We start from the raw sequence: 13,442 nt of genomic DNA on the forward strand, positions 1-13,442 counted from the left end.
AGGAAGCGCTTCCGGTGAGCAAAAAATTAAGCAAGGTTCAAATCGTCTGAGAGCCTTGCTTTTTTGTCGCTTTACACGGCGCTGTACAACGCTATCATAATGATTTACTTTTTATAAGGGGTGAAGAATCAGCATGTTCAAACCTGTACAAGTAGGGAAAAGGACTCGATACACGTATGCTAAGATTAACGAGGTCTTGAAAATGCCTCATTTGTTGGATTTACAGAATAAATCCTACGAATGGTTCCTGGAAAAGGGACTGAAAGATATCTTCAAAGACATTTCTCCCATCGAAGATGCATCGGGTAACCTGTCTTTATCCTTCGAGAATTTTAAATTAGGGGAACCGAAGTACGACATTCGTGAATGTAAGGAACGCGATACGACATACGCCGCACCGCTCCGCGTCCAGATCCGTCTTGTCAACCACGAAACAGGTGAAATCAAGGACCAGGAAGTATTCATGGGTGATTTCCCACTGATTACCGATACAGGTACCTTCATTATCAATGGGGCAGAACGCGTTATCGTCAGCCAGCTCGTCCGTTCTCCGGGCGTCTACTATGGCCACGAAATCGACCCGATGGGCATCCGCCTGTACAATTCGACGGTCATTCCGAACCGTGGTGCCTGGATTGAATTGGAAACAGACGCCAACGACATCGTCTATGCCCGTATCGACCGCAACCGCAAGATTCCTGTCACGGTCCTCATCCGCGCGCTGGGCTGGTCGTCGAACGCCGACATCCTCGAACTCTTCTTCGACGATAAACGCCTGAAGGCTACGTTTGAAAAAGATACGACGGAAAATCAGGACGAAGCCCTCGTTGAAATCTATAAGAAACTCCGCCCCGGTGAACCGCCGACCGTTGAAAGTGCCCGCAATCTCTTTGAAGGCCTCTTCTTCGACCCGCGCCGTTATGATATGGCCCGCGTTGGCCGTTACAAAGCCGGCAAGAAACTCGGCTGGGAACGCCGCCTCTTTGGCCTGACCTTGCACGAACCGATCGTCAACCCGGAAACAGGGGAAGTCATCGTCGATGCCCATACGGAAATCGGCTCGGCTGAAGTTGAAAGGATCCGCGAAAGCGGCGTCTTCCATCGCGAAATCGCCGACGGTGCGCCCGCCGGTGACGGCGGCGGCCTCGTCGAAGCCTTCGTCGAAAAAACGGACGGCTCGGTCTACAAGATCATCTGCAACAACAGCGACCTTCCGTATGACCACCGCACGATTACCCGCGAAGACATCATCGCCCACATCAGCTATCTTCTCAACCTCATGGACGGCTTCGGAACTGTCGATGACATCGACCATCTGGGCAACCGCCGCCTGCGCTGCGTCGGCGAACTCCTGCAGAACCAGTTCCGCATCGGCCTGACCCGTATGGAACGCGTCGTCCGCGAACGCATGACCATCCAGGATGCCGAAAGCATTACGCCTCAGGTCTTGATCAACATCCGTCCTGTCGTCGCTGCTATCAAAGAATTCTTTGGTTCCAGCCAGCTGTCCCAGTTCATGGACCAGACAAACCCGCTGGCAGAAATCACGCACAAACGCCGTCTGAGCGCCCTCGGCCCTGGCGGTCTGTCCCGTGAACGCGCAGGGTTCGAAGTCCGCGACGTCCATCATTCCCACTACGGCCGCATGTGCCCGGTAGAAACGCCTGAAGGCCCGAACATCGGCTTGATTTCGTCCCTGGCCTGCTTCGGTAAAGTCAACGAATTCGGCTTCATCGAAGCCCCGTACCGCCGCGTCGATAAAGAAACGGTCGTCGTTACGGAAGATGTCCACTACATCACGGCTGATGAAGAAGAACAGTACGTCATCGCCCAGGCCAACGAACCGTTGACCGAAGATGGCCATTTCGTCCACGAACGCGTTGCCTGCCGTCACGGTGAAGATACCCGTGAATTCCGGGCTGACCGCGTCGACTTCATGGACGTATCGCCTAAGGAAGTCGTTTCCGTCGGTACATCCATGATCCCCTTCCTGGAAAACGACGATGCCAACCGTGCCCTCATGGGTGCGAACATGCAGCGCCAGGCAGTACCTTTGCTGCGCACACAGGCTCCGCTCGTCGGTACCGGCATGGAATACAAGACGGCTTGTGACTCCGGCGTCTGCGTCCTGGCAAAACACAGCGGCGTCGTATCCCGCGTTACTGGCGACACCATCCAGGTCCGCACGGATTCTGGTTCTGTCGATACATATAAACTCATCAAATTCGTCCGCTCCAACCAGAGTACCTGCATCAACCAGCACCCGTTGGTCTATAAGAACGAAAGGGTCACGGAAGGTCAGCCCCTGGCTGACGGCATGGCTACGGACGGCGGCGAATTAGCTCTTGGTTACAACATCCTCGTAGCCTACATGCCTTGGGAAGGCTATAACTACGAAGACGCCGTTCTCCTCAGTGAAGAACTCCCGAAGAACGACCTCTACACATCCATCCACATCGAAGAATACGAATGTGATGCCCGCGACACGAAACTGGGTTCGGAAGAAATTACCCGTGAAATCCCCAACGTCAGTGAAGAAAGCACGAAGAACCTCGACGAAAACGGCATCATCATGATCGGTGCCGACGTCTTCCCGGGCGACGTCCTGGTCGGCAAAGTCACGCCGAAAGGCGAAACGGAACTGACACCGGAAGAACGCCTGCTGCGCGCCATCTTCGGCGACAAGGAACGCGAAGTCCGCGATACGTCGCTGCGCGTACCTCATGGTGAATCGGGGAAAGTCGTCAACGTCCGCATCTTCTCCCGTGAAAATAACGACGAACTGCCGCCTGGCGTAAACCACCTGGTCCGCGTCTACATCGCCCAGAAACGTAAGATCCACGAAGGCGACAAGATGGCTGGCCGTCACGGCAACAAAGGTGTCGTTTCCCGCGTCATGCGCCAGGAAGATATGCCTTTTCTGCCCGATGGCACGCCGGTCCAGATCGTCCTGAACCCCTTGGGCGTACCGTCTCGTATGAATATCGGTCAGATTTTGGAAACCCACCTTGGCTGGGCTGTCCACGAACTGGGCAAACAGATCAAGGAAATGGATCCGGGCCTGGAAGAAAAACTCCGCGCTGCCGGCTATGATTTCGATAAATACGGCATGCCCAAACCGGACGTCGCCGGTGTCCATATCGCAACACCGGTCTTCGACGGCGCTCAGGCCGAAGACGTCTTTGAAGCCCTGAAGATCGCCGGCCTGCCGGAAGACGGCAAATCCGTCCTCTATGATGGCCGTACAGGGGAACCGATGGACCGCCGCGTCACTGTCGGTTACACGTACTTCCTCAAACTGCATCACCTCGTCGACGACAAGATCCATGCTCGTTCGACAGGCCCGTACTCCCTGGTCACGCAGCAGCCGCTCGGTGGTAAAGCCCAGTTCGGCGGCCAGCGTTTCGGCGAAATGGAAGTCTGGGCTCTGGAAGCGTATGGCGCAGCCTATACCCTCCAGGAAATGCTGACTGTTAAGTCTGACGATGTCGTCGGCCGTGTCAAGGCTTACGAAAAGATCGTCAAAGGTGAAAATATTCCTGAACCGGGCGTACCGGAATCGTTCAAGGTCCTCCTCAAAGAACTCCAGGCCATCGGCCTCGACGTCCAGATCCTGAACGAAGACGGCGAAGAAGTCGTCATCAAGGAACTCGACGATGAAACGGAACCGGAACAGACTGATGAACTCCGCCGCGTCATGGAAGGTGAAAATGGTCCGGAAACACCGGCTGCACCGGCTGAAGACACTCCTGCCGAAGGAGAAGAAGGCGAAGAACAGGAACCCGTCGCCAACGGCGGCGAAGATGACATCATGAGTGCCATGAGCCTCGATGCCGTCGCCGAAGCTGAACAGGCTGACGATGATGAATAACGAGTCGATAGAAGGGAGCGGTATTAGTGCTTGATGTGAATGAATTCGATTCCATGCGGATCGGTCTTGCTTCACCGGAAAAGATCCTCGAATGGTCCCACGGGGAAGTCAAGAAACCAGAAACGATCAATTACCGTACATTGAAACCGGAACGGGATGGGTTGTTCTGCGAACGCATTTTTGGGCCGACAAAGGACTGGGAATGTCACTGCGGCAAATACAAACGTATCCGGTATAAAGGTGTCGTCTGCGACCGCTGCGGCGTCGAAGTCACGCGCGCCAAAGTCCGTCGTGAACGGATGGGCCATATTAAACTGGCTACACCGGTATCTCATATTTGGTATTTTAAAGGCATCCCCAGCCGGATGGGCCTGATCCTCGATATTTCTCCCCGTTCGCTGGAAAAAGTCTTATACTTCGCCTCGTACATCGTCCTCGATCCGGGCGATACGCCGCTTACCAAGCAGCAGCTGATGACGGAAACGGAATATCGTCAGTATCTGGATATGTACGGCGATAAATTCCGCGTCGGCATGGGCGCTGCAGCTGTCAAGGAACTGCTGCAGGGCCTGGACCTGGACCAGCTGGACAAACAGCTCCGCGATGAACTCCGCGATTCGTCGGGCCAGCGCCGCGTCCGCGCTATCCGCCGGCTGGAAGTCGTCGAAGCCTTCCGCCACTCCGGCAACAAACCGGAATGGATGATTATGGATGTCATCCCGGTCATCCCGCCGGAACTGCGCCCGATGGTACAGCTCGACGGCGGCCGCTTCGCTACGTCTGACCTGAACGATCTCTATCGCCGGGTCATCAACCGTAACAACCGCCTGAGCCGCCTCTTGGAACTGGGCGCACCGGACATCATCGTCCGCAACGAAAAACGTATGCTCCAGGAAGCCGTCGATGCCCTCATCGATAACGGCCGCCGCGGCCGTCCGGTCACGGGCCCGGGCAACCGTCCCCTGAAATCCCTGTCGGATATGCTGAAAGGGAAACAGGGCCGTTTCCGCCAGAACTTGCTCGGTAAACGTGTCGACTACTCTGGCCGTTCGGTTATAGTCGTCGGTCCGGAAATGAAGATGCACCAGTGCGGCCTGCCGAAAGAAATGGCCCTGGAACTCTTCAAGCCTTTCGTCATGAAGAAACTTGTCGAAAAAGGCATTGCTACCAATATCAAGAACGCTAAGAAGAAAGTCGAACGCGTCAACAGTGAAGTCTGGGACGTCCTGGAAGACGTCATCAAGGAACATCCTGTCCTCTTGAACCGCGCCCCGACACTGCATCGTCTGGGTATCCAGGCTTTCGAACCGATCCTCTGGGAAGGCCGCGCCATCAAACTGCATCCGCTGGTTTGCACGGCATTCAACGCCGACTTTGACGGTGACCAGATGGCCTGCCATCTGCCTCTTTCCGTAGAAGCCCAGTCCGAAGCGCGGACGCTCATGCTTTCGTCTCATAACATCCTGGCTCCGAAAGATGGCAAACCGGTCGCCGTCCCGACACAGGACATGGTCCTCGGTGCTTATTACCTGACCCTGGTCAAACCGGCTGCCAAGGGCGAAGGCAAGATTTTCTCCAACTACGATGAAGTCATGCTCGCTTACGATGCCAAAGTCATCGACATCGAAGCCCTGATCAAGGTCCGCATCCCTGGCCACGGCCTCATCGAAACGACGGCAGGCAAACTGCTCTACAACTATCAGATCTATGAACCACTGCGCCTCTTCCATACGGATAAAGTCATGGTCTTCACGGACCCGAAGGACACGGTCTTCGCCTATGAAAACGGCCTCATCGACTGGTCCCACTTCGTCAAGATCAAAGACGAAGAAGGCCATATCCGCGACTATGGTTTCTCGCAGCTGAAAGAAAAATTCGGTGTCGACCTCACGGCTACGCGCCCCTTGCCGAAGCGTAAGATCGACGAAGCCGCTGTGGCTGAATTCAAGAAAGATAAAGAATATGTCGACGTCAACTGCCTGGGCGTCCTCATGAGCAAGAAACAGATCGGCAAACTCGTCGATGCCTGCTTCCACCTCGTCGGCAATACCAAGACGGCAGAACTTCTGGACAAGATCAAGGCCATCGGCTACCATTACGCCCGCCAGGCCGGTATGTCCATCGCTATTTCTGATATTCAGATCCCGGCAGAAAAATGGGATATCCTCAATGAAGCCGACAAGAAGGTCCAGAACGCCTATGCCATGTATCAGCGCGGCTTGATTACCGAAAACGAACGCTATAACAAGAGCGTCGAAATCTGGACAAAGGCCACTAACGACGTTACGGATGTCATGATGGATAACATGGACCCGTTCAACTCGATCTTCATGATGGCTGACTCCGGCGCTCGAGGCAGCCGTGACCAGATTCGTCAGGTTGCCGGTATGCGTGGCTTGATGGCTGACCCGTCGGGCCGTATCATCGACTTGCCGATCAAAGCGAACTTCCGTGAAGGCCTGTCCGTACTGGACTACTTCACCTCGTCTCACGGCGCCCGTAAAGGCTTGGCCGATACGGCACTGCGTACAGCTGACTCGGGTTATCTGACCCGTCGTCTCGTCGACGTCTCTCAGGACGTCATCGTCCGTGAAGATGACTGCGACGTATTCGGCATCGACCTCGTCCGCGAACGGGCCCGTCTGGCCAGCTCGTGCCGCCAGGCTGTCAACCTCCTGCGCGACAAGCTCATCGGCCGCGTCCTGGCCCGTGATGTAGCGGATCCGGAAACCGGCGACATCGTCTTCCCGGCAGAACATCTCCTGACCAACGACGATATGGATACGGTCATCGAACACCAGATCCCGAAACTCTCCCTCCGCGGCAGCCAGATGGATATCAACGATGACCTGAACCACACCAACGTCATCGAAACGGTTTCCCTCGGTGCTCCGGAAGAAGGTTTCCGCGCAGCTATCCGCAAATCCATGGCGGAAAATATGCTCGGCAAGACTGTCGAAAAAGCCGTCATCGATTCCAACGGCATTGAAATCTGCGCCAAAGGCACGCCGCTCACAGAAGATGCCATCGACCGCATCCTCAACAGCGACGTCGATGAAGTCAAGGTCCGCAACAACGACATCCGCGGCGTCGAAGTCACGGCTATCGTCGAAGACAGCGGCAACGGCGTCATCGAATCGCTGGAAGACCGCATCGAAGGCCGTACGGCTGCCGAAACCCTGGTCAACCCGGAAACGGGCGAAGTCATCGTTGCCCTCAACGAAGAAATCATGGCAGACCAGGCCAAAGAAATTGCAAAATACTATGATAAAGTCCGGATCCGCAGCGTCCTCACCTGCCGCAGCCGTTATGGCGTCTGCGCGAAGTGCTATGGCCGCGACCTCGGTACGGGCGGCAAGGTCAATGTCGGCGAATCGGTCGGCACCATCGCTGCTCAGTCCATCGGTGAACCGGGCACACAGCTGACCATGCGTACCTTCCATACGGGCGGTGTCGCAACGGCCGGCGATATCACCCAGGGTCTTCCTCGTGTCGAAGAATTGTTTGAAGCCCGTAAGCCGAAGGGCAATGCTATCGTCACGGAAATCAGCGGTACCGTATCGATTACCGAAAAAGAAGACCATCACGATATCAACATCGTCCATGTCACTTCCAAGGACGGTGAAGAACGGAGCTACACCATCCCGTTCGGTTCGCACCTCGTCGTACATGAAGGCGACTTCATCGAAAAGGGCAGCCGCATCACGGCCGGCTCCATCAACCCCCACGACATCCTGCACATCCTGGGTGTCGAAGCTACCCAGCGGTACCTCGTATACGAAGTACAGAAGGTATACAAATCCCAGGGTGTTGGTATCAACGATAAGCACATCGAAGTCATCGTACGCCAGATGCTGCGCAAGATGAAGATCGAAGACGCCGGCGATGCCGATGTATTGCCGGGCGATTATATCGACGTCAACATCTTTGAAGATATGAACAAGCGCATCGAAAGCAATGGCGGCAAGCCCGCTATCGGCCAACCGATGCTCCTCGGTATCACCAAGGCCGCACTGGCAACGGACTCCTTCCTGTCGGCTGCATCCTTCCAGGAAACGACCCGTGTCCTGACCGATGCTGCTATCAAAGGCAAGATCGACCCGCTCCTGGGCCTCAAAGAAAACGTCATCATCGGTAAACTCATCCCGGCTGGTACGGGCATGAGCCGCTACCGCAAGATCAAGGTCGTAAAGACCGTTCCGTCTATCAGCTATGAAGACGAAGAAGGCAACCCCGTAGACGCACCGGAAGGTGCCGATACGACACCGGAAGCCGGACATTAAGAGAGTAAAAAAGGGCTGTCGCATGTGCGACAGCCCTTTTTTGTTGTTAGTGGTTCGTCGTTCGTAGGGGCTCGCACGTGGCGAGCCCGTTTTGTATATATGGAAAGGCTCGTGGCTCACGAATCACTAGGACACGTGTAATAAAAAATGTACTGATTACGCAGTTTTTACCAAAAAACTCATTGACATATAATAAGCGTGATGATAAAATATCTAAGTGTCGCAATGAAAGTATTGCGTCTAAATTGCAAGACGTAAGGAGTGAGGTTTCGTGAGCTTGGAACTAGCTGCCAGTGTCCGCAAGACCGTGGGCGCGAAGCAAACCCTGAAAGCAATGAAACGAAACGAAGTCACACAACTGTACATCGCCAATGATTGCGATGAACAGGTCGTAGCGCCGCTTATTGCAGAAGCCGAAGGCGCTCACATCCCTGTCGACCGCGCGTATACCATGACGGAGCTGGGCATGGCCTGCCACATCAAGGTAAAAGCTGCAGCCGTCGGCTTGTTAAAATAATTTTCGGTAACATCATCTCATGAGCTCTGCTCGTTGATGATTACATTATAAATCTAATTGTTTGGAGAGGAGGTGCCCAAATGCCAACAATCAGCCAATTGGTTCGTAAAGGACGTCAGGTTGCCGTCACAAAATCGACAGCACCGGCTTTGAAAAACTGCCCGCAGAAACGCGGTGTTTGCACTCGTGTGTACACAGCTACCCCGAAAAAACCTAACTCTGCTCTGCGTAAAGTTGCCCGTGTTCGCTTGACGAACTCCATCGAAGTAACTGCTTATATTCCCGGCATTGGTCACAATTTACAGGAACACAGTGTTGTATTAATCAGAGGCGGTCGTGTCAAAGACCTTCCTGGTGTACGTTATCACATCGTCCGCGGTGCCTTGGATACAGCTGGCGTAGCAGATCGTCAGCAGTCCCGTTCTAAATACGGCGCTAAGAAAGGCAAATAAGATTTGCCATTTAAGATGAACAAGATGACTTACATAGCATAGAGGAGGAATTAGACATGCCAAGAAAAGGCCCCGTGCCGAAGCGTGATGTGCTGCCGGATCCGGTGTACCATTCCAAATTGGTAACGCGCTTCATCAACAAAGTTATGTTGGACGGCAAAAAAGGTGTCGCTGAAACCATCGTTTATGATGCTTTCGACATCATCCGTTCTAAAATGAATAAAGATCCTTTGGAAGTATTCGAACAGGCTCTCAACAACGTTATGCCTGTCCTGGAAGTCCGTGCCCGCCGCGTCGGTGGTGCTAACTACCAGGTTCCTGTCGAAGTACGTGCAGACCGTCGCCTGTCCCTCGGTATCCGCTGGACTGTCGGCTATGCCCGTAAACGCGGCGAACGCACGATGAAAGAAAAGCTCGCTGGCGAATTGATGGACGCCTTCAACAACACAGGCGCTGCTATCAAGAAAAAGGAAGATACTCATAAAATGGCTGAAGCTAACAAAGCTTTCGCACATTATCGTTGGTAATTTACGATATTTATTATTTTTTGAGGAGTGGAAAAAACCGTGCCAAGAGAATTTTCTTTGGAAAAAACGAGAAATATTGGCATCATGGCTCACATCGATGCTGGTAAAACCACGACAACAGAACGTATCCTGTTCTACACCGGCCGTGTCCACAAGATCGGCGAAGTTCATGACGGCGCTGCTACCATGGACTGGATGGCTCAGGAACAGGAACGTGGTATCACCATCACGTCGGCTGCTACGACAGCTCACTGGAAGGGATACCGCATCAACATCATCGATACTCCGGGGCACGTCGACTTCACCGTTGAAGTTGAACGCTCGCTGCGCGTACTCGACGGCTCTGTTGCTGTTTTCTCCGCAAAGGGCGGCGTAGAACCGCAGTCGGAAACGGTATGGCGTCAGGCTGAACATTACCATGTTCCCCGTATCGCATTCGTCAACAAGATGGATACGACCGGTGCTGACTTCCTGAACGTTGTCGATATGATGAAAGATCGTCTCCAGGCGAATGCCGTTGCTATTCAGCTCCCGATTGGCGCTGAAACAACCTTCCGCGGCATCATCGACCTCATTACCATGAAAGCAGAAGTCTATGACGATGCACTCGGTAAAGAAATCGAAGTTGTCGACATCCCGGAAGACGAATTAGAAGAAGCTAAGAAATATCATGACATCATGGTTGAAGCTGTTTGCGATACCGATGAAGACCTCATGATGAAATACCTCGAAGGTGAAGAAATCACCATCGACGAATTGAAAGCAGCTATCCGTAAAGGCGTCTGCACGAACAAATTGTTCCCGGTCCTCTGCGGTTCTGCTTACAAGAACAAAGGGATCCAGATGCTCCTCGACGCTGTCGTCGACTACATGCCGAGCCCGTTGGATATTCCTCCGGTCAAAGGCACCAACCCCGACACTGAAGAAGAAGAAACCCGTGAAGCTGATGACAATGCACCGCTTTCCGCATTGGCATTCAAGATCATGGCTGACCCCTTCGTCGGCAAACTGGCATTCTTCCGCGTTTACTCCGGTACGTTACAGGCCGGTACCTATGTCTACAACTCGACAAAAGGTAAAAAAGAACGTGTTGGCCGTATCCTCCGGATGCACGCTAACCACCGTGAAGAAGTCCGGGAAGCCTACACGGGCGATATCGGCGGCATCGTCGGCCTGAAAGATACGACTACAGGCGATACACTGTGCGATGAAAAACACCCGATCATCCTTGAAAAGATGGAATTCCCGGATCCGGTTATTTCCGTAGCCGTTGAACCGAAGACGAAAGCTGACCAGGAAAAAATGGGCATTGCCTTGGCTCGTCTGGCTGAAGAAGACCCGACATTCAAAGTCAAGACCGATGCTGAAACCGGCCAGACCATCATCTCCGGTATGGGCGAACTCCATTTGGATATCATCGTCGACCGCATGTCCCGTGAATTCAAAGTAGACTGCAACGTCGGCAAACCGCAGGTTGCTTACCGCGAAACCATCCGCAAAGATGTCAAGTCTCGTGGTTTCTTCAAGCGTCAGTCCGGCGGCCGTGGTCAGTATGGTGACTGCTGGCTCGAACTCATTCCGCAGGAACAGGGCAAAGGCTACGAATTTGAAAACAAAGTCGTTGGCGGCGCTATTCCTAAGGAATACATCGGCTCCGTTGAAGCCGGTGTCAAAGAAGCAATGGAAACAGGCGTTTTGGCTGGTTTCCCGATGGTCGATATCAAAGTCGTCGTATACGACGGTTCTTACCATGAAGTCGACTCCTCGGAAATGGCCTTCAAGATCGCTGGCTCTATGGGCTTCAAAGAAGGTGCCCGCAAGGCAGACCCGGTTCTCCTCGAACCGTACACGAAAGTCGAAGTTGTCGTTCCTGAAGAATACATGGGCGACGTCATCGGCGACCTCAACTCCCGCCGTGGTCGTGTCGAAGGTATGGAAATGCGCTCCGGTGCAGAACATATCAACGCATTCGTACCGCTGGCAGAAATGTTTGGCTATGCAACGGATTTGCGTTCCCGTACGCAGGGCCGTGGCGTTTATACGATGACATTCGACCACTACGAAGAAGTTCCGAAGAACGTAGCCGAAAAAGTCATCAGCGAAAAAGGCTAATATAATTTAACTCACACTGGAGGAACAGCAAATGGCTAAAGAACATTACGAAAGAACCAAACCGCATGTTAACATTGGCACGATCGGTCACGTCGACCACGGCAAAACTACTTTGACAGCTGCCATCACCAAAGTTTTGGCTGAAAAAGGCTACGCTAAATTCGAAGACTATGCTGATATCGACAAGGCTCCGGAAGAACGTGAACGTGGTATTACAATCAACACGGCACACGTTGAATATGAAACAGACAACCGTCACTATGCACACGTTGACTGCCCGGGCCATGCTGACTATGTCAAGAACATGATCACCGGTGCTGCTCAGATGGACGGCGCTATCCTCGTCGTTTCCGCTGCTGACGGCCCGATGCCCCAGACTCGTGAACACATCCTCTTGGCCCGCCAGGTTGGTGTACCGGCTATCGTCGTATACCTCAACAAAGCTGACCAGGTTGACGATCCGGAACTCATCGAACTCGTTGAAATGGAAGTTCGTGATCTCCTCAGCTCCTACGATTTCCCCGGCGACGAAGTTCCTATCGTAGTTGGCTCTGCTCTCAAAGCCCTCGAAGGCGACGAAAGCGAAATCGGCAAACCGTCCATCCTCAAATTGATGGATGCTGTTGACGAATACATCCCGACTCCGCAGCGCCCGACGGACCAGCCGTTCCTCATGCCTGTCGAAGACGTCTTCACCATCACAGGCCGCGGCACTGTTGCTACAGGCCGTGTTGAACGTGGCGAACTCAAAGTTGGCGACGCAGTTGAAATCGTCGGCCTCGCTGACGAACCGAAAGATACGGTTGTTACGGGCGTTGAAATGTTCCGTAAGATCCTCGACCGTGCTGAAGCAGGCGACAACATCGGCGCTCTTCTCCGCGGCATCGACCGTAAAGAAATCGAACGCGGCCAGGTCCTCGCTAAACCGGGTACCATTCATCCGCACACGAAATTCAAAGCTCAGGTTTACGTCTTGACGAAAGACGAAGGCGGCCGTCACACTCCGTTCTTCAACGGCTATCGTCCGCAGTTCTACTTCCGTACAACTGACGTAACTGGCGTCATCCAGCTCCCGGAAGGCACTGAAATGTGCATGCCTGGCGATAACGTCAAAATGGATGTTGAACTCATCACTCCGATTGCTATCGAAGCCGGCCTCCGCTTCGCTATCCGCGAAGGCGGCCGTACAGTAGGCGCTGGCGTCGTTTCCGAAATCGAAGGCTAAAAATAGTTTGAAGTTTGTAGTACCGAGTTTGTAGAAAGAGGTTAAAATTTTTAGCCAATGACTGCAAACTAAAAACTACAAACTTGATACTTAAAAGAGGCTGTCGCATATGCGACAGCCTCTTTTTTGCATGCATTCATGCATGAATCGCAGTTCGCAGTCCGCTGTTCGCAAAACCATGCCACATGGACCCGTTAGGTGTATGGACATTCTTCACAGCGGGCCGTCCAAGGCTCCCTTCATAGGGGAGCTGGCCGCTGAAGGCGGTCTGAGAGGTTAAAGGACGGCCCCTACGCACAAGGCCGCAGGCCGTGAAAGATTTATCACCTGGCTGCGATTGTAGGGGCTCGCACGTGGCGAGCCCGCTTCTGGCATAATGAGGGAATCGCGGTTACGGTAGCGTGGGGCACCAAAGCCTCGCCTCATAGGAGAGGTGGCCCGAAGGGCCGGAGAGG

Annotated in this window: 7 protein-coding genes; all 7 read left to right on the plus strand. The window is 53.6% G+C overall.

The genetic code is table 11. The features are described 5' to 3' along the window. Nucleotides 1–133: 133 nt before the first annotated feature. The 7 genes from rpoB to tuf all read left to right on the plus strand — a co-directional run bounded on the left by rpoB (nucleotide 134) and on the right by tuf (nucleotide 12,987). Nucleotides 134–3,871 carry a DNA-directed RNA polymerase subunit beta gene (rpoB, locus tag WMO23_RS01225; RefSeq protein ID WP_296819297.1) on the plus strand — a complete coding sequence of 1,246 codons (3,738 nt, stop codon included), beginning with the start codon at nucleotides 134–136 and terminating at the stop codon, nucleotides 3,869–3,871. A gap of 26 nt (nucleotides 3,872–3,897) precedes the next feature. Next, a complete protein-coding gene (gene rpoC / locus WMO23_RS01230) occupies nucleotides 3,898–8,154 on the plus strand; it encodes a DNA-directed RNA polymerase subunit beta' (RefSeq protein WP_036200623.1) in 4,257 nt (1,418 codons plus the stop codon). Nucleotides 8,155–8,425: 271 nt separating this feature from the next. Continuing rightward, a complete protein-coding gene (locus WMO23_RS01235) occupies nucleotides 8,426–8,671 on the plus strand; it encodes a L7Ae/L30e/S12e/Gadd45 family ribosomal protein (protein ID WP_020310059.1) in 246 nt (81 codons plus the stop codon). A gap of 80 nt (nucleotides 8,672–8,751) precedes the next feature. Continuing rightward, nucleotides 8,752–9,123, plus strand: a complete 372-nt coding sequence (gene rpsL / locus WMO23_RS01240; RefSeq protein WP_014015730.1) for a 30S ribosomal protein S12 — start codon at nucleotides 8,752–8,754, stop codon at nucleotides 9,121–9,123. Nucleotides 9,124–9,179: 56 nt separating this feature from the next. Then, nucleotides 9,180–9,650, plus strand: a complete 471-nt coding sequence (rpsG, locus tag WMO23_RS01245; protein ID WP_014015731.1) for a 30S ribosomal protein S7 — start codon at nucleotides 9,180–9,182, stop codon at nucleotides 9,648–9,650. Between the two features lie 39 nt (nucleotides 9,651–9,689). Continuing rightward, nucleotides 9,690–11,762, plus strand: a complete 2,073-nt coding sequence (gene fusA / locus WMO23_RS01250; RefSeq protein ID WP_296819290.1) for an elongation factor G — start codon at nucleotides 9,690–9,692, stop codon at nucleotides 11,760–11,762. Between the two features lie 31 nt (nucleotides 11,763–11,793). Beyond that, entirely contained in the window at nucleotides 11,794–12,987 is a 1,194-nt protein-coding gene (tuf, locus tag WMO23_RS01255) for an elongation factor Tu (RefSeq protein WP_020310056.1), read from the plus strand. Nucleotides 12,988–13,442: the final 455 nt, after the last annotated feature.

The organism is Megasphaera intestinihominis (genome assembly GCF_040096415.1).
In the GTDB taxonomy this organism is placed as follows: Bacteria; Bacillota; Negativicutes; order Veillonellales; family Megasphaeraceae; genus Megasphaera; species Megasphaera intestinihominis.

What these genes read in the sequence shown, in the direction of transcription:
- rpsG (WP_014015731.1), top strand. Translation starts at nt 9,180, where the DNA reads ATGCCAAGAAAAGGCCCCGTGCCGAAGCGTGATGTGCTGCCGGATCCG.
- tuf (WP_020310056.1), top strand. Translation starts at nt 11,794, where the DNA reads ATGGCTAAAGAACATTACGAAAGAACCAAACCGCATGTTAACATTGGC.
- rpoB (WP_296819297.1), top strand. Translation starts at nt 134, where the DNA reads ATGTTCAAACCTGTACAAGTAGGGAAAAGGACTCGATACACGTATGCT.
- rpsL (WP_014015730.1), top strand. Translation starts at nt 8,752, where the DNA reads ATGCCAACAATCAGCCAATTGGTTCGTAAAGGACGTCAGGTTGCCGTC.